Annotated in this window: 21 protein-coding genes and 6 tRNA genes; 13 read left to right on the forward strand and 14 right to left on the reverse strand. The window is 53.7% G+C overall.

Annotated elements, in window-relative coordinates; all coding sequences use genetic code 11:
• Positions 1-41 precede the first annotated feature (41 nt).
• From ACNQ0T_RS07610 to ACNQ0T_RS07620, 3 genes are all read right to left on the reverse strand, one after another.
• On the reverse strand, positions 42-2,231 hold the full coding sequence (locus ACNQ0T_RS07610; RefSeq protein ID WP_417929836.1) for an EAL domain-containing protein: 2,190 nt from the start codon (positions 2,229-2,231) through the stop codon (positions 42-44).
• 210 nt (positions 2,232-2,441) lie between these two features.
• Positions 2,442-2,517 (reverse strand) — tRNA-Ala (locus tag ACNQ0T_RS07615).
• 41 nt (positions 2,518-2,558) lie between these two features.
• Positions 2,559-2,634 (reverse strand) — tRNA-Ala (locus tag ACNQ0T_RS07620).
• A 217-nt stretch (positions 2,635-2,851) separates the two neighbouring features.
• Here ACNQ0T_RS07620 and ACNQ0T_RS07625 point away from each other — a divergent pair.
• On the forward strand, positions 2,852-3,214 hold the full coding sequence (locus ACNQ0T_RS07625; RefSeq protein WP_022648936.1) for a YfeC-like transcriptional regulator: 363 nt from the start codon (positions 2,852-2,854) through the stop codon (positions 3,212-3,214).
• Between the two features lies 1 nt (position 3,215).
• Positions 3,216-3,602, forward strand: a complete 387-nt coding sequence (locus tag ACNQ0T_RS07630) for a YfeC-like transcriptional regulator (RefSeq protein WP_032622330.1) — start codon at positions 3,216-3,218, stop codon at positions 3,600-3,602.
• A gap of 51 nt (positions 3,603-3,653) precedes the next feature.
• Here ACNQ0T_RS07630 and gltX read toward each other — a convergent pair whose 3' ends face one another.
• Positions 3,654-5,069 carry a glutamate--tRNA ligase gene (gene gltX / locus ACNQ0T_RS07635; RefSeq protein ID WP_022648938.1) on the reverse strand — a complete coding sequence of 472 codons (1,416 nt, stop codon included), beginning with the start codon at positions 5,067-5,069 and terminating at the stop codon, positions 3,654-3,656.
• Between the two features lie 258 nt (positions 5,070-5,327).
• Between gltX and ACNQ0T_RS07640 the strand changes: the two genes are divergently transcribed.
• The 5 genes from ACNQ0T_RS07640 to ACNQ0T_RS07660 all read left to right on the forward strand — a co-directional run bounded on the left by ACNQ0T_RS07640 (position 5,328) and on the right by ACNQ0T_RS07660 (position 6,184).
• Positions 5,328-5,403 (forward strand) — tRNA-Val (locus ACNQ0T_RS07640).
• A 41-nt stretch (positions 5,404-5,444) separates the two neighbouring features.
• Positions 5,445-5,520: transfer RNA gene (locus ACNQ0T_RS07645), tRNA-Val, on the forward strand.
• A 29-nt stretch (positions 5,521-5,549) separates the two neighbouring features.
• Positions 5,550-5,625 (forward strand) — tRNA-Val (locus ACNQ0T_RS07650).
• Positions 5,626-5,629: 4 nt separating this feature from the next.
• Positions 5,630-5,705: transfer RNA gene (locus ACNQ0T_RS07655), tRNA-Lys, on the forward strand.
• A 137-nt stretch (positions 5,706-5,842) separates the two neighbouring features.
• Complete coding sequence (locus ACNQ0T_RS07660) at positions 5,843-6,184, forward strand: FlxA-like family protein (RefSeq protein WP_022648939.1); 342 nt, start codon at positions 5,843-5,845, stop codon at positions 6,182-6,184.
• On the opposite strand, the gene ACNQ0T_RS07665 is transcribed toward ACNQ0T_RS07660, so the two are convergent.
• Entirely contained in the window at positions 6,175-7,116 is a 942-nt protein-coding gene (locus ACNQ0T_RS07665; protein ID WP_193131825.1) for a LysR family transcriptional regulator, read from the reverse strand. The two genes, ACNQ0T_RS07660 and ACNQ0T_RS07665, sit on opposite strands and share 10 nt — an antisense overlap.
• 89 nt (positions 7,117-7,205) lie before the next feature.
• On the opposite strand from ACNQ0T_RS07665, the gene ACNQ0T_RS07670 reads away from it, so the two are divergent.
• On the forward strand, positions 7,206-8,201 hold the full coding sequence (locus ACNQ0T_RS07670; protein WP_022648941.1) for a bile acid:sodium symporter family protein: 996 nt from the start codon (positions 7,206-7,208) through the stop codon (positions 8,199-8,201).
• Here ACNQ0T_RS07670 and ACNQ0T_RS07675 read toward each other — a convergent pair.
• The 3 genes from ACNQ0T_RS07675 to zipA form a co-directional block, all read right to left on the reverse strand.
• A complete protein-coding gene (locus tag ACNQ0T_RS07675) occupies positions 8,198-8,413 on the reverse strand; it encodes a DUF3820 family protein (RefSeq protein WP_003861328.1) in 216 nt (71 codons plus the stop codon). The genes ACNQ0T_RS07670 and ACNQ0T_RS07675 overlap by 4 nt on opposite strands.
• Position 8,414: 1 nt before the next feature.
• Positions 8,415-10,430, reverse strand: coding sequence for an NAD-dependent DNA ligase LigA (gene ligA, locus ACNQ0T_RS07680; protein WP_032623825.1), 2,016 nt, complete (start codon positions 10,428-10,430; stop codon positions 8,415-8,417).
• Between the two features lie 68 nt (positions 10,431-10,498).
• Complete coding sequence (gene zipA, locus ACNQ0T_RS07685) at positions 10,499-11,494, reverse strand: cell division protein ZipA (RefSeq protein WP_022648943.1); 996 nt, start codon at positions 11,492-11,494, stop codon at positions 10,499-10,501.
• Between the two features lie 229 nt (positions 11,495-11,723).
• Between zipA and cysZ the strand changes: the two genes are divergently transcribed.
• The 5 genes from cysZ to crr all read left to right on the forward strand — a co-directional run bounded on the left by cysZ (position 11,724) and on the right by crr (position 16,515).
• The gene (gene cysZ / locus ACNQ0T_RS07690) at positions 11,724-12,485 is read left to right on the forward strand and encodes a sulfate transporter CysZ (RefSeq protein ID WP_022648944.1); all 762 of its coding nucleotides are present in this window, start codon (positions 11,724-11,726) and stop codon (positions 12,483-12,485) included.
• Positions 12,486-12,648: 163 nt separating this feature from the next.
• On the forward strand, positions 12,649-13,620 hold the full coding sequence (gene cysK / locus ACNQ0T_RS07695; protein ID WP_006811453.1) for a cysteine synthase A: 972 nt from the start codon (positions 12,649-12,651) through the stop codon (positions 13,618-13,620).
• 317 nt (positions 13,621-13,937) lie between these two features.
• Positions 13,938-14,195: a phosphocarrier protein Hpr gene (ptsH, locus tag ACNQ0T_RS07700; protein ID WP_000487600.1), complete on the forward strand. Its 258-nt coding sequence runs from the start codon at positions 13,938-13,940 to the stop codon at positions 14,193-14,195.
• Between the two features lie 45 nt (positions 14,196-14,240).
• Positions 14,241-15,968, forward strand: a complete 1,728-nt coding sequence (gene ptsI / locus ACNQ0T_RS07705) for a phosphoenolpyruvate-protein phosphotransferase PtsI (protein ID WP_022648945.1) — start codon at positions 14,241-14,243, stop codon at positions 15,966-15,968.
• A gap of 43 nt (positions 15,969-16,011) precedes the next feature.
• A complete protein-coding gene (gene crr / locus ACNQ0T_RS07710) occupies positions 16,012-16,515 on the forward strand; it encodes a PTS glucose transporter subunit IIA (protein WP_022648946.1) in 504 nt (167 codons plus the stop codon).
• A gap of 44 nt (positions 16,516-16,559) precedes the next feature.
• Here crr and pdxK read toward each other — a convergent pair whose 3' ends face one another.
• The 6 genes from pdxK to ACNQ0T_RS07740 form a co-directional block, all read right to left on the reverse strand.
• On the reverse strand, positions 16,560-17,396 hold the full coding sequence (gene pdxK, locus ACNQ0T_RS07715; protein ID WP_225303462.1) for a pyridoxine/pyridoxal/pyridoxamine kinase: 837 nt from the start codon (positions 17,394-17,396) through the stop codon (positions 16,560-16,562).
• A gap of 5 nt (positions 17,397-17,401) precedes the next feature.
• A complete protein-coding gene (gene cysM / locus ACNQ0T_RS07720; protein ID WP_022648948.1) occupies positions 17,402-18,313 on the reverse strand; it encodes a cysteine synthase CysM in 912 nt (303 codons plus the stop codon).
• 67 nt (positions 18,314-18,380) lie between these two features.
• Positions 18,381-19,475 (reverse strand): sulfate/thiosulfate ABC transporter ATP-binding protein CysA, encoded by a 1,095-nt coding sequence (gene cysA / locus ACNQ0T_RS07725; protein ID WP_022648949.1) that lies wholly within the window; start codon positions 19,473-19,475, stop codon positions 18,381-18,383.
• Entirely contained in the window at positions 19,465-20,340 is an 876-nt protein-coding gene (cysW, locus tag ACNQ0T_RS07730; protein WP_003861305.1) for a sulfate/thiosulfate ABC transporter permease CysW, read from the reverse strand. Before cysW ends, cysA begins: the two co-directional genes overlap by 11 nt.
• A complete protein-coding gene (gene cysT / locus ACNQ0T_RS07735; RefSeq protein WP_022648951.1) occupies positions 20,340-21,173 on the reverse strand; it encodes a sulfate/thiosulfate ABC transporter permease CysT in 834 nt (277 codons plus the stop codon). The genes cysW and cysT overlap by 1 nt, the downstream gene beginning before the upstream one ends.
• Positions 21,173-22,186, reverse strand: a complete 1,014-nt coding sequence (locus ACNQ0T_RS07740) for a sulfate ABC transporter substrate-binding protein (protein ID WP_022648952.1) — start codon at positions 22,184-22,186, stop codon at positions 21,173-21,175. Before ACNQ0T_RS07740 ends, cysT begins: the two co-directional genes overlap by 1 nt.
• Positions 22,187-22,325 lie beyond the last annotated feature (139 nt).

Raw genomic sequence — 22,325 nt, forward strand, 5'->3', positions numbered from 1 at the left:
TACCGCTCAATGAAAACCGGGAGCCATCGCTCCCGGTTTTTTTATGTCTCCAGCGCCGTCAGGGGCAGTGGTTTACCAATCAAATAGCCCTGCAAATAATCAACGCCGTATCGCAGCAACATCTCGCGTTGTTCAGCCGATTCCACATATTCAGCCACCACACAAAGCGATTTCGTTTTTGCCATGTTGCAAATGGACTGCACGATCATCGCATCCATGCTGTCGGTGCAGATATCTTTCACGAAGCAGCCATCGATCTTAATGATATCGGCCTCCAGTCGCTTCAGGCGCTCAAAGTTGGCATAGCCGGTACCAAAGTCATCGATAGCAATGCGGAAGCCATAATCCCGCAGCTGCTGGATATTGTTGATGCTGCTTCCCGAGTCAGAGAAAGCCTGTTCCTCGGTGATCTCAATGACGATATCTTGCGGTGCAACGGCGTAGCGTTCAAAAAGCGCGATGATCTCAGCTGCAATCTCGTTCTGCATCAGCGTCAGCGGCATCAGATTAACGGAGAACCGCGTTCCGGCCCGTCCGGATGGATGACTGCGCATCCACATCAGCAATTTTTCCACCACGTTCAGGTCGAATCGGTGGCTCAGGTTGAACTGAGCAATCAGCGGAATAAAGCGGTCAGGGGTGATGATCTCACCATCACTTTCAAGACGCGAAAGGATTTCAAAGTACCCTTCTCCGCGCGCGTTGTGAATTGGCTGCGCGTAAAGATGGAGACCACCGATATCAAGGGCGCGTTTTATACGGGCCAGCATTAGCACCCTGTCAGTCGTATGACCAGAAACATCATCCAGACTGTTGGTTAACGCAAGGACGTTATGCCCGGAACAGGACTGCTCGGACAGCCAGCTCAACTGACCCAGCGTGTGATGCACGCTTTCTCCATTTGGCACTTCCCCCCAGGAGGCACCAAACTCAATGTCGAGCTCAGTCTTGTTCCAGATAATTTTACGGCTGTTCAGATGGTCAACCATAAATTGCAGACGTTCAGCCGTGCCCGGTCCCAGCAAGACCAACATCAGTTCACTGCCTGGTAACTGGAAGAGCTTCTCGTCTTTTTGCAATAACGGCTGCAGCGACGCGGTGATCATCTTTTTACAGTGCACGCGCATGAGGATGCCGTAGTGACGGCTCAGGAATTCCAGATTATCCAGACGCAAGCAGCAGACTTTGGCCTCAGGATGATGCTGTAGAAAAACTTCCAGCGCACGAATGTTAGGCAGACCGGTGAGCGGATCGGTAAGCGCCCTATCCTGCCACCCCTGTTTCAGCCATTCACTTTTCTGATAGATCTGCGACATGTAAAGCAGGCAGATAGCGAAAGAGATGAGTACCGACAGAATAAAGGAGAGCGAGTGGCCCGATTCAACGCCATTGAGAAAATTATAATTATAGGTCAACAACATGAGCGCTGAGGCTGCCCAGAATAAAGAGATGAGCGCATAGCTCAAACGACCAATACCCAGGGTAAAAAGAATGAAAACGGTCGGCATCAAATAACCCGCAATAAACTGCGACTCAAAAGGCGCGCATAAAATAGCGATCATTGAGACCAACAGCATCAGCCACACAACGATAAATAACGCTTTTTTGTTGCAAAAGAGGGGCTTCACGCTTCGCCGCCAGAATGTTCGGGCATAGCGAGGATTAATAATCATTCTTAATGGATAATAGAACATCATGGTGAAAATCAGGGCGGCGCAAATCAGACTCTGAATATCGATAACGTTATAAATTGCAGAGCCTTCGCCGAAATAGGAGGAGATTGTTACCGGGAAATCAAATAAATACCCCGCCAGATACATCGATAATTTGATGCCCACAGGCACCATAAATCCGAGCCATAAAATACGTATACCAATGTACTTATTCGGCATGCTGTGGCGCCAGCGCTTGCCCAGCATCAAACGGATAACGCCACAGGCGGCGAAGACGGAGAACGTCTGACAACATAATAAAACGATAGATTGTAGCGGGGCTAAATCAAAGTAATAAGCATTAGTAACACTAAAACCTAGCAACAAAGGAATGATTGCCCGTCGTCCAAATAACAACACGATGGCGAGCATGGCGCTTAAGGGCAGCCACGCTAAATAAACATCATTTTCGTTAACGATAGCGCGCGGAGAGATATAACGGGAAAAGGGGATCGCAATCAGGCTTAGCGCCAGGGCAATCATAAATATTTTTACATTATTGTAAATTTTTCTATTCATTAATCCGGGTAATCTATTTAACCATCGTCTTATTGACCGGATCGATAATAGGTTTATTAATTGGACGAATCAAGTTTAGGTCTATTTATGGACTTATTTATTGATTTGGATTGAGGTGAGGTATAGAAAATGACGTTAATTGCAACAAAAACAGTCTAAATATTTTACAAGATATAAAAAACCCCCGTCTGACGACGAGGGTTTAAATTTTGGTGGAGCTAAGCGGGATCGAACCGCTGACCTCTTGCATGCCATGCAAGCGCTCTCCCAGCTGAGCTATAGCCCCACATGTTACTTTACCTACCGTACTCTGTTGGGTTCAGAGTTTGGTGGAGCTAAGCGGGATCGAACCGCTGACCTCCTGCATGCCATGCAGGCGCTCTCCCAGCTGAGCTATAGCCCCATCGTAAAGCTGTCATGTTGACGGGCGGCATAATATGAATTCCGCCGCACAGTGTCAACGGCAAATTCAACCTCAGCCTTTCAACCGCCGAAAAATCATGCAAATGAATCACTTTGCGAGTCTGCTCGCAGCCAGGAGTTAAGCTTGTCACGTTTTCACGTAAAACGGTGCTATAAAATGAACCACTAATTAACCCCACAGATATTCAGGAAATTGTATGATCAAGGAACGAATGACGCCAGAAGAGTTAGCCCTGCTGACTGGCTATAGCCGACAGACCATCAATAAATGGGTACGCAAAGAGGGTTGGATTACATCGCCAAAACCAGGCGTTCAGGGCGGCAAGGCGCGTCTGGTACACGTCAATGAAAAAGTGCGCGACTTTATTCGCAGCGCACGCAGGGTAACAGAGTCGCCGGAAATGCCAGAAAAGGCGTACCACGAAGGCTCGCTTCACGCCCTGCTCCTGACGCTGGCGAATGAAATGACGCCGGATGAGCAAAAGCAGATGACATCTCTGTTACTGCGGGAAGGGATTACCGGATTGTTACAACGCTTAGGGATTCGCGACCAACGCTAATATGAAAAGATTACGCAGCAAAATGACCACGGAAGAGCTGGCGGACAGTCTGGGCGTCGCCCGACAAACCGTTAATCGCTGGATACGACAGAAAGGATGGAAAACGGAGGGTATCAACGGTGTAAAAGGCGGAAGAGCGAGGGTGATATGTATTGATGCGCACGTTAAGGAGCACATCATTAGCCTTCCCGCCATTCGTAACAGTCGGGCTGTTTACCATGTGGCAGAAAGCCCTTCACTCTATGGCGTGGCGACCTCATCCAGCCTGCTTCCACAAATTATCGACTCGCTGGAAAACATGACAACTGTCGAACAGGAACGTTTGCACAAGCTGCTCGCTCGCGAAGGTTTGCAGGGTTTTCTCACGCGTCTTGGTATTGCTGAATAACAGACATAAAAAACGGCAGGTTACCCTGCCGTTATTTGTATTTCACGAGCATTACTGCTGGCTTTCGCGCTCAGCAATAAAGCCCAGCGCCTTGTTGATACGCGCAACGCTACGTGATTTGCCAATGGCATGAACGGTCACGTCCAGCGCCGGAGACTGGCCTGCCCCCGTCACCGCAACGCGCAGCGGCATACCGACTTTACCCATGCCAATTTCCAACTCATCAGCGGTTGCCTGAATCGCGTGGTGAACATTTTCTGCAGTCCATTCGGTAATGGCTTCGAGTTTATCTCGCACCACTTCCAGCGGCTGACGCGCAACCGGACGCAGGTGTTTCTTGGCCGCGTCGGCGTCGAACGCGTCAAACTCTTCATAGAAGTAACGGCAGCTCTCGGCGATCTCTTTCAGCGTTTTGCAACGCTCGCCAAGCAGCTTCACCAGATCCGCCAGTTCAGGGCCCGTACGGGTATCGATGTTTGCCTGCTCAATATGCCATTGCAGATAAGTCGCCACATACTCTGGCTGCATGGTATTGATGTAGTGATGGTTCAGCCACAGCAGTTTGTCAGTGTTGAACGCGCTGGCTGATTTGCTTACCGAGTTCAGAGAGAAAAGCTCGATCATCTCTTCGCGGCTGAAGATCTCCTGGTCACCATGAGCCCAGCCCAGACGCACCAGATAGTTCAGTAGCGCTTCCGGCAGATAGCCGTCATCACGGTACTGCATCACGCTCACCGCGCCATGACGTTTGGACAGCTTTTTACCGTCGTCACCGTTGATCATCGATACGTGCGCATACACCGGTACAGGCGCGTTCAGCGCTTTAAGAATGTTGATCTGACGCGGGGTGTTATTGATATGGTCTTCACCACGGATCACGTGAGTGATTTCCATATCCCAGTCGTCCACAACCACGCAGAAGTTATAGGTTGGCGAGCCGTCAGTACGACGAATGATGAGGTCATCCAGCTCCTGGTTGCTGAATTCGATCGGGCCACGGATCTGGTCATCAAAGATAACAGAGCCATCCTGCGGGTTAGCAAAACGCACTACGCAAGGCTCATCAGCAGCATGCTCGCTGTGGTCATGACGGCAACGACCGTCATAACGCGGTTTTTCGCCTTTTGCCATTTGCTCTTCACGCAGCGCATCCAGACGCTCCCTTGAGCAGTAGCACTTATAGGCCGTGCCTGCGACCAGCATCTCGTCAATTACGGCGTTATAGCGGTCAAAACGTTTGGTCTGGAAGTATGGGCCTTCGTCCCACTCCAGATTCAGCCAGTTCATCCCATCCATAATGGCTTCAATTGCTTCCGGCGTTGAGCGCTCCAGATCGGTGTCTTCAATACGCAGCACAAACTCACCTTTGTTGTGGCGTGCGAAAAGCCAGGAGTAGAGAGCGGTACGTGCACCACCGACATGCAGATAGCCTGTCGGGCTCGGCGCGAAGCGAGTTTTGATTTTCATGAAATGGCCTTACGTTATAAAGATGCCGGTAATCGGCAAATCCTGGGAAGAAAACAATGGGCAATATTCTATCACTGTGGGCCGATTCCTCAATGTCGATCACTTTATCCGGTTCGAGATTGCTGTTTTTGTTTAGAAATCATGCACCACAGTCCGTTTTGCGATCGTTTTGACTAATTTTACGACGAACGAATAAAAACTTTAGAAAATGCGTTGACTCATTTTCAACTCTCCCTATAATGCGACTCCACACAGCGGGGGTGATTAGCTCAGTTGGTAGAGCATCTCCTTTACACGGAGGGGGTCGGCGGTTCGAGCCCGTCATCACCCACCATCTACTTCGGTAGACTCGCAGTGTAGATAAGAATTGAGATTGGGCGATTAGCTCAGTTGGTAGAGCATCTCCTTTACACGGAGGGGGTCGGCGGTTCGAGCCCGTCATCGCCCACCATTCTCACCTTATCGTAGCAGTTCCGAAATGGGCGATTAGCTCAGTTGGTAGAGCATCTCCTTTACACGGAGGGGGTCGGCGGTTCGAGCCCGTCATCGCCCACCATTTCGGGTCGTTAGCTCAGTTGGTAGAGCAGTTGACTTTTAATCAATTGGTCGCAGGTTCGAATCCTGCACGACCCACCAATGTAAAAAAGCGCCCTAAAGGCGCTTTTTTGCTATCTGCGATATAGCACATCCCCATTACAGCCAAACCGCTTGTTTTACTCAAGCTCACGCCTTCTTTGCCGATACCTCTATTTTATGGCGAAAAGGATCTCAATATGACAACTCTTAAGCCCGTTTCTCTGTCGGCGATGGAAATCGGCAGCGTAGATAACAGCTCCGGCGGAAACGACATTGCTTCCCAGATCACCCGTCTGACCAAACAGATAACGAAAGTCACTCAGCAACTTAAAGAAGTCGCCATGGGTGATGCCACAGCGGAAGAAAAGCAAAAGCAGCAAGAATTGCTCGAATCTCAGCTGGCTATGTTGCAGGCACAGCTGGCGCAATTGCAGCGTCAGCAGGCAGAAGAGGCGATGCCAAAACAGGAAAGCGGTCAGGCCGTGGCGGAAGGCGTCAATAAACCCTCCGCAGAACATCAGATTGATATCTATATCTGATCATTGGTTTCGTTAAAAAGTGGATCGCGCGTGCGGGCCTCCATCAGACGCCTGGCCTGCATACGCACCACATCCCAGCAGGCATGAGCCGCTCCGGAAAGAGACCTGTTTTTACGGCGTACCAGCATCAGCTGGCGTTCAATACAGGGCAGGAAACGCTTCACCGTTAAACGACTTCCCTGCGGCAGTGGCAGCGCCAGCGCAGGCAGAACGCTGATGCCAATCCCCGCTTCGACCATGGGGAAGAGCGTGGCAGGATGCCCAATCTCCTGCACAATGGTTGCCTTTACGCCCTGTGCGGCCAGTGCGGCATCTATCAGCGGGCGGCTACCTGATGCATAATCCTGTAACACCAGGTTTGCCCCCTGTAAGGCTTGCCAGGCCACCTGCGACAGCGATGCCAGAGGATCATCATCGCGGCAGAGCAATAAAAAGGGTTCCGAGAGTACCACTTCACATTCCAGGTCGCTTACCGCTCCGGGATCAATAACAATCCCGAAATCCACATCCCCCTGACGAATACTTTCCAGTACCCACTGCTGCGGCCTGTCGTGCAAAACAAAATCGATATCCGGATAGCGGTGATTACTTTCAGCGATGCACTGGGGAATAAGATGCGCCGAAATCGTCTGGCTCGCCGCCACTCTCACGGTACCGGAAAGCTGTTGTCCAAGCCGTCCGGCGTCTCTCAGCGTACTGTTCAGTTCATCCAGCAGCCTTTCCAGACGCGTTGCCAGCTGATGTCCCGCTTCGGTGAGCACCACTTCGCGCGTCGTGCGGTCGAGCAGCTTCACGCCGGTTTGAGTTTCCAGCTCTTTCACGCTATGGCTCACCGCCGACTGGCTGAGGCCAATCATCTCCCCTGCCCGACTGAAGCTGTGGGCCTGCGCGACGGTGACGAAAACACGAAGCTGACGTAGTGAATAATTCATCTATTTAATTCATGAATGGATGCAATAAATCAATTTTATTTCTCAAAGGGAAGAAAGCACAATAGCGGCATCTGTTTTCAGGAGTGATTATGAAACTTTTTCGTATCCTTGATCCGTTTACGCTGACCCTGATTGGTGTCGTCTTGCTGGCCTCGTTCTTCCCGGCGCGGGGCGGTTTCGTTCCGGTCATTGAAGGGCTGACCACGGCAGCCATTGCCCTGTTGTTCTTTATGCATGGCGCCAAACTCTCCCGGGAAGCCATTATTGCAGGCGGTAGCCACTGGCGACTGCACCTCTGGGTAATGTGCAGCACCTTTATCCTCTTCCCTGTTCTGGGCGTGCTGTTTGCCTGGTGGGCGCCGGTGAATGTCGATCCGGCGCTCTATACCGGTTTCCTTTATCTGTGCATTTTGCCGGCCACCGTGCAGTCTGCTATTGCCTTTACCTCGCTGGCTGGCGGCAACGTCGCGGCGGCGGTCTGTTCTGCTTCGGCTTCCAGCCTGCTCGGGATCTTTGTTTCACCGCTGCTGGTCGGTCTGCTGATGAACATGCATGGTGCAGAAGGTAATCTGGAGCAGGTGGGTAAAATTTGTCTGCAACTGCTACTGCCGTTTGTGCTCGGACACTTATCCCGCCCCTGGATTGGGGCGTTTGTGGCGAAACACAAAAAATGGATCGGGAAAACGGACCAAAGCTCCATTCTGCTGGTGGTTTACACGGCCTTCAGCGAAGCCGTGGTGAACGGCATCTGGCACAGGGTGGGCGCAGGATCGCTGCTGTTTATTGTGGTGGTAAGCATTGTTCTGCTGACAATTGTGATCGCGGTTAACGTCTTTGTGGCCCGCAAATGCGGCTTCAATAAGGCCGATGAAATCACCATCGTATTCTGTGGATCGAAAAAGAGCCTGGCCAACGGGATCCCGATGGCCAATATTCTGTTCCCGACGTCGGTCATTGGGATGATGGTACTACCGCTGATGATTTTCCATCAGATCCAGCTGATGGTGTGTGCGGTACTGGCGCGGCGTTACAAGGCACAGACTGAAAAGCTGGCGCAGGAAGAGACCCGCGCCGCGAAAGTTTAAGGACGTTTCAGGGGCTGCACCAGCTGGGTCAGCCCCTCTGTTTTGATCAGTAATGTGATAGCCATCAGCTCGCCAAGACGCCCGGCAGGAAACTCATCCTTACGGGCAAACCACAGCAGATATTCTTCCGGTAAATCAATCAGCCTGCGGCCCTTATATTTACCGAACGGCATCTCCGTATTGGCGATCTCAACGAGCTGCTCTTTTTCCACATCACTCTCCTAAAAGGCGCATCATTTCCGCTTCATCGATCACCTCGATGCCGAGCTCCTGCGCTTTTGCCAGCTTCGAACCGGCCGCTTCCCCGGCGATCACCAGGTCGGTTTTCTTTGACACGCTTCCCGCCACTTTTGCCCCAAGCGCCACCAGGCGCGCTTTCGCGTCATCACGCGAGAGCTGGCTCAGACTGCCGGTCAGCACCACCGTTTTACCGGCAAATGGGCTGTCGATCTCTTCTGCATTAACCACTACCGGTGCGGGCCAGTGAATGCCCTGTTCCAGTAATTTACCGATCACTTCACGGTTGCTCTCTTCGGCGAAGAAGTTGAAGACGTGGGTAGCGACCACTATACCAACGTCAGGGACTTTCTGTAGTTCGTCGATGGTGGCTTTCTCAAGAGCCTCCAGCGTGCCGAAATACGCCGCCAGCCCTGCCGCCGTCGCCTCTCCGACTTCACGAATGCCGAGCGCGTAAAGGAAACGGGCAAAGGTAGTATTTTTGGCCGCCTCAAGCGCATTGACCACGTTCTGGGCAGATTTCGGCCCCATACGATCAAGACCGGTCAGCTTACCTGCCGTCAGGGTAAAGAGGTCCGCTGGCGTATGGACATACTCTTTCTCAACTAACTGGTCGATGATCTTGTCACCCATTCCGTCGACGTCCATCGCCCGGCGGGAGACAAAGTGCTTCAGGGACTCTTTACGCTGCGCGCCGCAGATTAACCCGCCCGTACAGCGCGTAACCGCTTCACCTTCCACGCGCTCAACGTCCGAACCACATACCGGACAATGGGCAGGAAACTCGATGGCACGGGTATCGGCAGGACGTTCTGATTCCACTACGTTAACCACCTGCGGGATCACATCGCCCGCGCGGCGAATCACCACTTTGTCACCAATTCGCAGCCCCAGACGGGCAATTTCATCGGCGTTATGCAGCGTAGCGTTACTGACCAGCACGCCAGCCACCTGCACAGGCTCCAGACGCGCCACAGGCGTAATCGCCCCCGTACGTCCTACCTGAAATTCCACGTCGCGAACGAAGGTCATCTGCTCCTGCGCCGGGAACTTAAAGGCCACTGCCCAGCGTGGCGCCCGGGCAACAAAACCCAACTGTTCCTGCAATGCCAGGGAGTTAACCTTGATCACTACGCCATCAATATCAAACCCAAGCGTGGGACGATCTTCTTCAACCTTGTGATAGAACGCCAGCACCGCCTCTGGAGAGTCGCAAAGCTGCACGCGGTTGCTTACCGGCAAACCCCACTCTTTGAACTGCATTAAACGACCCAGGTGGGTATCCGGCAGGTCACCGCCTTCCAGGATCCCGACGCCGTAGCAGAAGAAAGTAAGCGGTCGCTTCGCGGTGATACGCGGATCGAGCTGGCGCAGCGAACCTGCCGCCGCGTTACGCGGGTTTGCAAACACTTTACCCCCGGTACGACGCGCTTCTTCATTGATCTTCTCAAAGCCCGCCTGCGGAAGGAAAACTTCCCCGCGCACTTCCAGCCGCGCAGGAATGTTATCGCCACGCAGCTTCAGCGGGATCGCACGAATGGTGCGCACATTGGTGGTGATGTCTTCCCCGGTGGTGCCGTCGCCGCGCGTTGCGGCACGTACCATCACGCCGTTCTCATAAAGAATGCTGACGGCCAGACCATCCAGTTTTAGCTCGCAGCACCAGCTCAGATTGTCGACGCTCTTCAGGCGATCCTGCACGCGCTTGTTGAAAGCCAGAAAACTCTCTTCATCAAACACGTTATCCAGCGACAGCATCGGCACTTCGTGGCGCACCTGGCTGAAAGCACCCAGCGGTTCCGCGCCGACGCGCTGCGTTGGGGAATCGGGCGTAATCAGTTCGGGGTGCTGCGCTTCCAGCTCGCGCAGTTCACGCATCAGGCGGTCATATTCCGCATCCGGCACTTCCGGTGCGTCCATAACATGATAGAGATATTCATGATGGCGAAGCGTGGTTCGCAGTTCAGTAAGTTGTTGTTCGATTGAGTCCATATCGCACCATCAATGAGAAAAACCCCCGACAGGCGGGGGTTGAGGAGGAGTTGAAGTAAACGCGACGATTACGCGTTAGCTTCCTTAACTTCGCGGATGCGGTCCTGATATTCGCGCAGTTTCTGCGGCGTCATCATACGACGCTGATCGTCGAGCACCACACCGCCCACTTCGTCGGCGATGTGCTGAGCGGACTGTAGCATCAGCTTAAAGTTTTGCAGCTCGTCACCGTAGGACGGCACCTGCATAAAGATCGTAACCCCAGGCGTGACGAAATCACCGGTCATTTCCGGGTCAAACGTGCCTGGATTGACCATATTGGCCAGGCTGAACAGCGCCGGACCGCTGCCGTCAGGACTCAGGTGGCGATGGAAAATATTCATGTCGCCGAACTTGAAGCCTGCCTGTTGGATGCTGTTGAGCAGCACGTCACCGTTCAAATGGGTGCCATGATGAGCAGCCACATTCATGATGATTACCGCTTCTTTACGCTGCGGCTTTTCAACAACCGGTTCTGGCTCAACAACAGGCTCTGGCTCAACGCGCGGAGCGGGCTGTGGCGCAGGCGGTGCAGATTCAGGCTGCGGTTGTTCTACCGGCTGCGGCTGTTGCACTGGCTGTGGCTGATGCACTGGCTGTGCAGGCTGTTGCACAGGTTGCTGCTGTACAGGCTGTGGCGCAACGGGCTGCTGTTGCACAGGCTGCTGCGACGGATGACGAACAGGTTCTTCCACTGGCGGCGGCGCTGGCTGGCGCGGCTGGGCAGAGGCATACGGCGGTTGATACTGGTGCTGCGGAGCGCGGGGAGCTTCATGCTCTCCATGCGCTGCGCCGGGCGCAGTATTGACCCGATGAACACGAACTTCACCCACGCCGTCGTCGTCAAGACCGTCGATGTCGTCTTCAACGTCATCGTCTTCGCGACTGGACTTCATGCGCTTCAGTGGACGATCGCGAAACATAGAGGAACGCTCTTTACGGCTGGTCCAGAAACCATGTACCAGTAAAGCGATTATGGCGATCGCGCCAACAATGATTAATATCAGACGCAAATCCTGCATCATTATATTCTCTGTTGTTCTAACACCTTGCCACCACGGCAAACATTTACTCACTAAGAGTATTTGCCGTTTACGTCAAGTGCAAGTGTATGCAGAGCATTCACAGCATAAAGATGAACTAAATCGTGCTTTTTGCTGGTTTTTCGAACATTTCCGAACTGGTCATTGGCCCGTAACTGGATAATATAGGCGGGCAATTCCACTGGTTGTGTAAAAAGGAGTACAGCCTGGTATGGTTTCAACATCTTCTTCTGCCCCACGTAGCGGGGTCTGGTACTTTTCTCAGGGCTGGAAACTGGTCTCCCTGCCGGGCATTCGACGCTTCGTTGTTTTGCCGTTACTGATCAACATTATTCTGATGGGGGGCGCGTTCTGGTGGCTGTTCACCAGACTGGAAAGCTGGATCCCTTCCCTGATGAGCTATGTGCCGGACTGGTTACAGTGGTTGGACTACCTGCTCTGGCCGATTGCGGTTATCTCCGTGCTGCTGGTTTTCGGCTATTTCTTTTCGACGATAGCTAACTGGATAGCCGCGCCGTTCAACGGTCTGCTGGCCGAACAGCTGGAAGCGCGCCTGACCGGTGCGGCGCCGCCTGACACGGGCGTACTGGGGATCGTGAAAGATGTCCCCCGCATCATGAAGCGCGAATGGCAGAAGTTTGCGTGGTACCTGCCGCGGGCGATTGTGCTGCTCATCCTTTATTTTGTACCCGGGATCGGCCAGACGGTCGCACCCGTGCTGTGGTTCCTGTTCAGCGCCTGGATGCTTGCTATCCAGTACTGTGATTATCCGTTCGATAACCACAAAGTGCCGTTTAAAGAGATGCGCACTGCCCTGCGCACTCAGAAGGTTGCCAATATGCAGTTTGGTGCCCTTACCAGCCTGTTCACCATGATCCCTTTCCTGAATCTGTTCATCATGCCCGTTGCCGTTTGCGGCGCGACGGCGATGTGGGTGGACTGCTACCGAGCTAAGCACGCGTTATGGAAGTAATGCAAAAATGTGTAAAAGAGGGGTGGCTTATGCCGCCCCTTATTCCATACTGATCCCCATTATTTCCTTGCAGCATATAGATATGCGATTTCCTTACTTCCCCATACCTGTTCAACAGGTATGCTGGGTCGGTATCCCAATTTCATACAGTTAAGGACAGGCCATGAGTAAGATTTATGAAGACAACTCGCTGACTATCGGTCATACGCCCCTGGTTCGACTGAACCGTATCGGTAATGGACGCATTCTGGCGAAGGTGGAATCTCGTAACCCAAGCTTCAGCGTTAAATGCCGTATCGGTGCGAATATGATTTGGGATGCTGAAAAGCGTGGCGTGCTGAAACCTGGCGTTGAGCTGGTTGAACCCACCAGCGGCAATACCGGTATCGCCCTGGCCTATGTTGCGGCGGCGCGCGGCTATAAGCTGACGCTGACTATGCCTGAAACCATGAGTATTGAGCGCCGTAAGCTGCTGAAAGCGTTGGGAGCGAATCTGGTCCTCACGGAAGGCGCGAAAGGCATGAAGGGCGCGATTCAGAAGGCCGAAGAAATCGTCGCCAGCGATCCTGCAAAGTATCTGCTGCTCCAGCAGTTCAGCAACCCGGCCAACCCGGAAATTCATGAGAAAACCACCGGCCCGGAAATCTGGGAAGATACCGACGGTCAGGTTGATGTTTTTATCTCCGGCGTAGGCACCGGCGGTACGCTGACCGGGGTGTCTCGCTATATTAAAGGCACGAAAGGTAAAAAAGATCTGATTACCGTTGCCGTTGAGCCAACCGACTCTCCGGTTATCGCTCAGGCGCTGGCAGGCGAAGAAATCAAACCAGGTCCGCACAAAATCCAGGGTATCGGCGCTGGCTTTATTCCAGGCAACCTCGATCTGAAGCTGATCGATAAAGTGGTCGCCATCACCAATGAAGAAGCCATCTCCACGGCGCGTCGCCTGATGGACGAGGAGGGCATTCTGGCGGGTATCTCTTCCGGTGCGGCGGTTGCTGCAGCTCTCAAACTGCTGGAAGACGAAACCTTTACCAACAAGAATATTGTGGTTATCCTACCGTCTTCGGGTGAGCGTTACTTAAGCACAGCACTGTTTGCCGATCTGTTCACAGAGAAAGAACTGCAACAGTGATGCCAGTATGTTAAAAACGCGTAAAAAAGCACCTTTTCAGGTGCTTTTTTGTGGCCTGCTTCAAAGTTTTACCCCTCCTGGCATTGCTTCACCCCGTTGGGTCTGGTATTTAAACCAGCAATTATTTTGATGCGCGAAATTAATCGGTGAACGAAATAGCGCTGCTGAATCGATTTTATGATTTGGTTCAAGTCTTGCTTTCACTGCATAATGTTTAATGACGATTGAAACGTCAGCGCTAACTATACAGGCTAAAGTTAAGTCGCCAGGCTAGACTTTAGTTCCACAACACTAAACCTATAAGTTGGGGAAATACAATGTTCCAGCAAGAAGTTACCATTACCGCTCCGAACGGTCTGCACACCCGCCCTGCTGCTCAGTTTGTTAAAGAAGCGAAAGGCTTCACTTCTGAAATCACTGTGACTTCCAACGGCAAAAGCGCTAGCGCAAAAAGCCTGTTCAAGCTGCAAACTCTGGGTCTGACTCAGGGTACCGTTGTTACCATCTCCGCTGAAGGTGAAGACGAGCAGAAAGCAGTTGAGCATCTGGTTAAGCTGATGGCTGAACTCGAGTAAGTTTACCGGGTTCTTTTCAATATCAGTCACAAGTAAGGTAGGGTTATGATTTCAGGCATTTTAGCATCCCCGGGTATCGCTTTCGGCAAAGCATTGCTGCTGAAAGAAGACGAAATCGTCATTGACCGGAAAAAAATTTCTGCCGACAAGGTTGATCAGGAAGTTGAACGTTTTCTGAGCGGTCGTGCCAAGGCATCTGCGCAACTGGAAGCGATTAAAACTAAAGCTGGCGAAACTTTCGGTGAAGAAAAAGAAGCCATCTTCGAAGGGCACATTATGCTGCTCGAAGATGAGGAGCTGGAGCAGGAAATCATAGCCCTGATTAAAGATAAAGGCATGACGGCCGACGCGGCTGCGCATGAAGTTATCGAAGGTCAGGCAACTGCCCTGGAAGAGCTGGACGATGAATACCTGAAAGAGCGTGCGGCTGACGTACGTGACATCGGTAAGCGCCTGCTGCGCAACATCCTGGGTCTGGCCATCATCGATCTGAGCGCGATTCAGGACGAAGTCATCCTGGTTGCCGCTGACCTGACCCCGTCTGAAACCGCACAGCTGAACCTGAACAAGGTGCTGGGTTTCATTACTGATGCAGGTGGACGTACCTCCCACACCTCTATCATGGCGCGTTCTCTGGAGCTGCCAGCCATCGTGGGTACCGGTAGCGTCACCTCGCAGGTGAAAAACGACGACTATCTGATTCTGGATGCCGTAAACAACGTGGTTTACGTCAACCCAACTAACGATGTGATCGAGCAGCTGCGTTCCGTTCAGGAGCAGGTTGCTACCGAGAAAGCGGAACTCGCTAAACTGAAAGATCTGCCAGCCATCACGCTGGACGGCCATCAGGTTGAAGTGTGCGCTAACATCGGTACCGTACGTGACGTTGACGGCGCTGAGCGCAACGGTGCGGAAGGTGTAGGTCTGTATCGTACTGAATTCCTGTTCATGGACCGCGACGCCCTGCCAACGGAAGAAGAGCAGTTTGCAGCGTACAAAGCGGTTGCGGAAGCGTGCGGCTCGCAGGCCGTTATCGTCCGCACCATGGATATCGGTGGCGACAAAGAGCTGCCGTACATGAACTTCCCGAAAGAAGAGAACCCGTTCCTGGGCTGGCGTGCCGTACGTATCGCCATGGATCGCAAAGAGATCCTGCGTGACCAGGTTCGCGCTATCCTGCGTGCATCCGCTTTCGGTAAGCTGCGCATCATGTTCCCGATGATCATCTCTGTTGAAGAAGTGCGTGCACTGAAGAAAGAGATTGAAATCTACAAGCAGGAACTGCGTGACGAAGGTAAAGCATTTGACGAGTCAATCGAGATCGGCGTGATGGTGGAAACACCGGCAGCCGCGACCATTGCACGTCATTTAGCCAAAGAAGTTGATTTCTTTAGTATCGGTACCAATGATTTAACGCAGTATACCCTGGCAGTTGACCGTGGTAATGATATGATTTCACATCTCTACCAGCCAATGTCGCCGTCTGTACTGAATTTGATCAAGCAAGTTATTGATGCTTCTCATGCAGAAGGTAAATGGACTGGCATGTGTGGTGAGCTTGCAGGCGACGAACGTGCTACACTTCTGTTGCTGGGTATGGGTCTGGACGAATTCTCTATGAGCGCCATTTCCATCCCGCGCATCAAGAAGATTATCCGTAACACGAACTTCGAAGATGCGAAGGTATTAGCAGAGCAGGCTCTTGCTCAACCGACAACGGACGAGTTAATGACGCTGGTTAACAAGTTCATTGAAGAAAAAACAATCTGCTAATCCACGAGATGCGGCCCAAATTACTGCTTAGGAGATAAGTCTAATGGGTTTATTTAGTAAACTGTTCGGTGACAAAAGCAATAGCGACTCCGGAACTATTGAGATTGTTGCTCCGCTCTCCGGCGAGATCGTCAATATCGAAGACGTGCCGGATGTAGTGTTTGCTGAGAAAATCGTTGGTGATGGCATTGCTATCAAACCAACTGGCAACAAAATGGTTGCTCCAGTTGACGGTACCATTGGTAAGATTTTTGAAACCAACCATGCGTTCTCTATCGAATCCGATAGCGGTATCGAACTGTTCGTTCACTTCGGTATCGACACCGTTGAACTGAAAGGCGAAGGCTTCAAACGTATCGCGGAAGAAGGCCAGCGTGTTAAAGTTGGCGACCCTGTAATTGAATTCGATCTGCCACTGCTGGAAGAAAAAGCGAAGTCTACCCTGACTCCGGTTGTTATCTCCAACATGGACGAAATCAAAGAGCTGATCAAACTGTCTGGCAGCGTTACCGTGGGTGAAACCCCGGTTATCCGCATCAAGAAGTAATTCTTGCCGCACGGTAAAATGGCGCCTTCGGGCGCCATTTTTGTTTATGCAGGCAGAATAAGCTCGTCGTAGCCTTTCGACTGCGTATAGATCATCACGTCAGTCACCCTGTCGCCCGCCATGCGAATGGCGTCGGCCACGGTTTTACCGCCGACGATACCGCTCACCAGCTCCGAACAGAACAGATCCCCCGTCCCTTTCAGGTCCGTCTCAACGCGCGGGTGTGCGCTTACGGTAACGCCCTCCTCGCTCACCAGCACGACGTGGATATTTTGCGGATCGTCAGCCACTGGCGCGCTGGTGATCGCCACCCATTTAAGCGTGTCAGACAGCAGCCCCTGCGCGGCGGCAATGGCGCTCTCCGGCGTACGGCACGGTTTGCCGCTCAGCACTTCCAGCTCAAACACGTTGGGCGTAATGCCCTGGGCCAGCGGGAGCAGGTACTCACGATAGGCTTCAGGAATATCCGGCTTCACGTACATCCCGCTGTCGATGTCTCCGATTACCGGGTCGACCAGCACCAGCAGATCGGGATGTTGCACTTTGATCGCCTTCAGCCACTGCGCCAGCAGCACGATCTGGCTGGCGCTGCCCATATAGCCGGTAGTGACTGCTTTAAGCTCGCGCAGGATCTCGCGCTCTTCCAGCGCCTTCAGGTAGCCGCTGAACCACTCGTCCGGGATCACCCCGCCGTAGAAGGTGTCGTAGTGAGGCGTATTGCTGAACAGCACCGTCGGCACGGCGGTAACGTTCAGTCGATGGGTGCGAATATTTGGCACCGCGATGCTGTTTCCCACACTGCCGTACACCACCTGCGACTGAACGGCGACAATATCGGTTTGCTGCGCCCGGGTGTTATCCCGGAATAAAATCATCTCCATGACGCTTAAATCCCCGCCCCCTGCGAATAACTCTCTTCACCAAAGACGCCGGTCGACAGGTAGCGATCGCCGCGATCGCAAATAATCGCTACCACTACTGCACCCGGGTTTGCCTTAGCCACCCGAATCGCCCCCGCTACCGCGCCACCCGAACTGACGCCGCAGAAGATGCCTTCACGCACGGCCAGCTCACGCATGGTATTTTCCGCCTCGCGCTGATGAATATCCAGCACCTGGTCCACAAGCTGCGCATTAAAGATGCCCGGCATATACTCCGCGGGCCAGCGGCGAATGCCCGGAATACTGCTTCCCTCTTCCGGCTGGAGGCCGACAATCGTCACCGGCTGCTCCTGCTCGCGCAGAAAACGTGACACACCGGTGATCGTGCCCGTGGTCCCCATGCTGGAGACAAAGTGGGTGATGCGCCCGCCGGTTTGCTGCCAGATTTCCGGGCCGGTGGTGGTGTAGTGCGCGTACGGGTTGTCCGGGTTATTAAACTGGTCGAGCAGCTTGCCTTCCCCGCGCTCCGCCATCGCTAACGCTAAATCTCGCGCCCCTTCCATACCCTGCTCTTTGCTCACCAGAATCAGCTCGGCCCCGTAGGCACGCATGGCGGCACGGCGCTCCTGGCTCATGTTATCCGGCATCAGCAGCTTCATACGATAGCCTTTCAGGGCGGCTATCATCGCCAGTGCGATACCGGTGTTACCGCTGGTGGCTTCGATCAGCACGTCGCCGGGCTTTATTTCGCCGCGCTTTTCGGCCTGAACAATCATCGACAGCGCCGCCCGGTCTTTCACCGACCCCGCCGGGTTATTGCCTTCAAGTTTGACCCAGATTTCGCTGCCGTTGTCACACCCCATGCGCTGAAGTTTGACCAGAGGGGTGTTGCCGATGGTGTGTTCGAGTGTATTCACGTTTTTTACTCAATAAAAAGCCCGGTAAGCATCACGCCACCGGGCGAAAAACATACTCAATAACCTATCAGGCTGACTCCGCCAGAGCAATATCCTCGCGCGTCTCGATGCGCTCGTTGCCGTGATAAATGCGCGCGTGTTGCAGCCCCACAAACAGGCGTTCCCCACGGTGCGGCGGCTCGTCGTCACGCATAACCACGGTCAGCGGCTCGGTGTACCAGCCCAGGGGCTGTACCACTAATTGGGTGTAGTGACCTTTAGGGCTAGCTTCCAGCACCTGCACCGGAAGCGGTGAGTCCAGGCTGGTACGGCGGCTGACGTCCACTTCCCACGGGCGCAGGAACAGATCCACCGGTCCCTGGTGCGCGGAGGTATACCCCAGCGGCCAGCGGTGCGCGCCAACGTGGAACTGACCGCCGCGAATAGTACCCTGAAGGCGGTTTACTTCCCCCATAAACTCCAGCACAAAGCGGGTCGCCGGTTCACGCCAGAGTTGCTCTGGCTCGTCAACCTGCTCAATGTTGCCCTGACTCATCACCACCACGCGGTCGGCTACTTCCATCGCCTCTTCCTGATCGTGGGTCACGAAAACGCTGGTGAACTGGAGTTCCTCATGAAGCTGACGCAGCCAGCGGCGGAGCTCTTTACGCACCTGCGCATCCAGCGCGCCAAACGGTTCGTCCAGCAGCAGGATTTGCGGTTCCACGGCTAACGCACGCGCCAGCGCCACGCGCTGTTTCTGCCCGCCAGAAAGCTGTGCCGGGAAGCGGTCCGCCAGATGAGCCAGCTGCACCATCTCCAGCAGTTTGGTCACTTTCGCTTTGATGGCGGCCGCATTCGGACGCTCACGACGCGGCAGTACGGTCAAACCAAACGCGATGTTGTCGAATACCGTCATGTGGCGGAACAGGGCGTAGTGCTGGAATACAAAACCCACTTTACGGTCGCGGGCATGCAAACGGCTTACGTCCGTACCGTGGAAGCGGATATGTCCGCTGGTCTGGTGCTCAAGCCCGGCGATAATACGCAGCAGCGTGGTTTTACCGGAGCCAGACGGCCCCAGCAGCGCCACCATTTGTCCGGAAGGGATATCCAGCGAGATATCATTCAGCACCTGGGTGCGACCAAAAGACTTCTTAATATTGGCAATCTCAATGCTCATGATTTCCCTCCTGATGCTGACGTTTTTCCTGATTCTCTAAACGCCACTGCACCACACTCTTCAAAAACAGGGTCAAAATCGCCATCAGCGTCAGCAACGCTGCGGCAGTAAAGGAACCGACGGTGTTGTAGTCCTGTTCCAGTAATTCAATCTGTAACGGCAGCGACAGGGTTTCGCCGCGAATCGAGCCGGATACCACCGACACCGCGCCAAACTCACCGATCGCACGGGCGTTGGTCAGCACCACGCCGTAAAGCAGTGCCCAGCGGATATTCGGCAGCGTGACGCGGCGGAACATCTGCCAGCCGGAAGCGCCGAGCAGCACCGCGGCTTCATCTTCATGGCTGCCCTGGCTGAGCATCACCGGCACCAGCTCGCGTACCACGAACGGACAGGTGACAAAGACGGTCACCAGCACCATCCCCGGCCAGGCGAACATGATCTGCAGGTCGTGTTCATCCAGCCAGCCGCCCAGCGGGCCATTGGAACCGTAGAAGAGCAGATAAACCAGACCCGCCACCACCGGTGACACCGCAAACGGGATATCCAGCAGGGTCAGCAGCAGCTGACGCCCCGGGAAGTTAAAGCGCGTTACCAGCCAGGCCAGCAATACGCCAAACACCAGATTCACCGGGACGGTGATCAGGGCAATCATGACCGTCAGCCAGATGGCGTGGAGCATGTCCGGATCGGCCAGGTTTTGCAGCGCGGGCATAATCCCTTTGCTGAAGGCCTGAACGAAGATGTACACCATCGGCACGACGAGAATGAATGCGGAGACCAGCACGCCGGTACCAATCAGAAACCATTTGCCCCAGTTGATGCGGGGCGCGTCATAGCGCTTCAATTGCGTAACTTCCGCCATCAGTGACCTACCACACGTCGACCAAAGCGACTTTGCAGAGTGTTAATCGAGAACAGCAGTAGCAGCGACGCGGCAAGGATCACCGAGGCAATCGCACTCGCGGCCGGATAATCAAACTCCTGCAAACGGACAAAAATCATCAGCGAGGTCACTTCGGTTTTCCACGCGATGTTCCCGGCGATAAAAATGACCGCGCCAAATTCACCGAGGCTGCGGGTAAAGGAGAGCGCGATACCCGCCAGCAACGCCGGAGAGAGTTCCGGCAGCACGACCTTGCGAAAACTCTGCCAGCGCGTGGCGCCGAGCGTTTCTGCGGCCTCTTCGTATTCGGGTCCTAACTCTTCCAGCACCGGCTGCACGGTACGTACCACAAACGGGATGCTGGTAAAGGCCATGGCCACCGCGATACCGAGCCAGGTATAGGTCACTTTGATATCAAACTTCGCCAGCCACTCACCGTAAAAGCCGTTCACGGAAAACAGCGACGCCAGCGTCAAACCGGCAACCGCCGTCGGCAGGGCAAACGGCAGATCCATCAGCGCGTCGAGCAGGGTGCGGCCCGGGAAGCGATAGCGAGTTAAGATCCACGCCATCAGCAGGCCAAACACGCCGTTAAAAATCGAGGCCACGAACGCAGACAGCAGGGTGACCTTGTAGGCCGCCACCACCTGCGGGTTAGTAATCACTTCCCAGTACTGGGACCAGCTCATCTCAGCGAGCTGCATCACCAGCGCGCTGAGCGGTAATAACAAAATCAGACAGACGAACAGCAGGCTGGTACCGAGGCTTAAGGTAAAGCCCGGCAGCACACGTCTGGAGGACACTGCAAACATTACTTACGCCCCGCTGCCAGCAGTTTGTCCAACTCACCGCCGCTGACAAAATGCGTTTTCATGACCTCAGGCCAGGCGCCGAAATGATCTTCCACGCGGAACAGCTCGGTCTGCGGGAATTTGTCTTTCAGCTTGCTCATCACGTCCGGGTTGTTGACACGGTAGTAGTAGTCGGTGATAACGGTTTGCGCCTGCGGGCTGTACAGATAGTTCAGGTAGGCTTTCGCCGCCTTTTCTGTGCCGTTAGCCTTAACGTTTTTATCCACCCACGCCACCGGGAACTCGGCCAGAATGTTCGTTTTCGGGATAACCACTTCGAAGCCCTGCGCTTCGTACTGTTTACGAATATTGTTCACTTCGGATTCAAAGCTGATCAGCACGTCGCCCAGCCCGCGCTCGGCGAAGGTGGTGGTTGCGCCACGACCGCCGGTATCAAACACCTCGACGTTTTTCAGGAACTGGGTCATAAACTGTTCGGTTTTCGCTTTATCGTTACCGTCAGCTTTGTCCGCCGCGCCCCACGCCGCCAGATAGGTGTAACGTGCGTTGCCGGAGGTTTTCGGATTCGGGAAGATCAGCTTTACGTCTGAACGCACCAGGTCGTTCCAGTCGTGGATGTTCTTCGGGTTGCCCTTGCGCACCAGGAAGCCCATGGTGGAGTAAAATGGCGAACTGTTGTTCGGCAGGCGGCTTTGCCAGTTCGCCGGGATCAGTTTGCCTTTGTCGTGCAGGATCTGCACGTCCGTGACCTGGTTGTAGGTCACCACGTCCGCTTTCAGCCCCTGCAAAATGGCCAGCGCCTGCTTAGATGAGCCAGCGTGCGACTGCTTGATGGTCAGCTTGTCGCCGTTGTTCTCTTTCGCCCACTGCTGTTCAAATGCGGGATTAAGGGCGGCAAACAGCTCGCGCGAAACATCATAAGAACTGTTCAGCAACTCGGTTGCCTGCGCCTGCGCCACCAGCAGTAAACCTGCCAGTGCCAGCGATCCTTTTTTCAGTACAGTAACGGCCATTGCGCACCCTTATAAATGTGATGACTATCTTATAGTCATAATATTTATAACGGAGTCTAAAGGAGTAACGGTTTTATATACCGTTTGGTGATTTAGAAGCAGAAAAGGGAATAAGAGGTGCGGGAGAAATTGCCGGGTG

The organism is Enterobacter cloacae complex sp.6700776 (genome assembly GCF_048284255.1).
GTDB classification, from domain to species: domain Bacteria; phylum Pseudomonadota; class Gammaproteobacteria; order Enterobacterales; family Enterobacteriaceae; genus Enterobacter; species Enterobacter intestinihominis.

Coding starts and splice junctions, on each gene's coding strand:
- ACNQ0T_RS07610 (WP_417929836.1), bottom strand. CDS start 2,231: ATGAATAGAAAAATTTACAATAATGTAAAAATATTTATGATTGCCCTG.
- ACNQ0T_RS07625 (WP_022648936.1), top strand. CDS start 2,852: ATGATCAAGGAACGAATGACGCCAGAAGAGTTAGCCCTGCTGACTGGC.
- ACNQ0T_RS07630 (WP_032622330.1), top strand. CDS start 3,216: ATGAAAAGATTACGCAGCAAAATGACCACGGAAGAGCTGGCGGACAGT.
- gltX (WP_022648938.1), bottom strand. CDS start 5,069: ATGAAAATCAAAACTCGCTTCGCGCCGAGCCCGACAGGCTATCTGCAT.
- ACNQ0T_RS07660 (WP_022648939.1), top strand. CDS start 5,843: ATGACAACTCTTAAGCCCGTTTCTCTGTCGGCGATGGAAATCGGCAGC.
- ACNQ0T_RS07665 (WP_193131825.1), bottom strand. CDS start 7,116: ATGAATTATTCACTACGTCAGCTTCGTGTTTTCGTCACCGTCGCGCAG.
- ACNQ0T_RS07670 (WP_022648941.1), top strand. CDS start 7,206: ATGAAACTTTTTCGTATCCTTGATCCGTTTACGCTGACCCTGATTGGT.
- ligA (WP_032623825.1), bottom strand. CDS start 10,430: ATGGACTCAATCGAACAACAACTTACTGAACTGCGAACCACGCTTCGC.
- zipA (WP_022648943.1), bottom strand. CDS start 11,494: ATGATGCAGGATTTGCGTCTGATATTAATCATTGTTGGCGCGATCGCC.
- cysZ (WP_022648944.1), top strand. CDS start 11,724: ATGGTTTCAACATCTTCTTCTGCCCCACGTAGCGGGGTCTGGTACTTT.
- cysK (WP_006811453.1), top strand. CDS start 12,649: ATGAGTAAGATTTATGAAGACAACTCGCTGACTATCGGTCATACGCCC.
- ptsH (WP_000487600.1), top strand. CDS start 13,938: ATGTTCCAGCAAGAAGTTACCATTACCGCTCCGAACGGTCTGCACACC.
- ptsI (WP_022648945.1), top strand. CDS start 14,241: ATGATTTCAGGCATTTTAGCATCCCCGGGTATCGCTTTCGGCAAAGCA.
- crr (WP_022648946.1), top strand. CDS start 16,012: ATGGGTTTATTTAGTAAACTGTTCGGTGACAAAAGCAATAGCGACTCC.
- pdxK (WP_225303462.1), bottom strand. CDS start 17,396: ATGGAGATGATTTTATTCCGGGATAACACCCGGGCGCAGCAAACCGAT.
- cysA (WP_022648949.1), bottom strand. CDS start 19,475: ATGAGCATTGAGATTGCCAATATTAAGAAGTCTTTTGGTCGCACCCAG.
- cysW (WP_003861305.1), bottom strand. CDS start 20,340: ATGGCGGAAGTTACGCAATTGAAGCGCTATGACGCGCCCCGCATCAAC.
- cysT (WP_022648951.1), bottom strand. CDS start 21,173: ATGTTTGCAGTGTCCTCCAGACGTGTGCTGCCGGGCTTTACCTTAAGC.
- ACNQ0T_RS07740 (WP_022648952.1), bottom strand. CDS start 22,186: ATGGCCGTTACTGTACTGAAAAAAGGATCGCTGGCACTGGCAGGTTTA.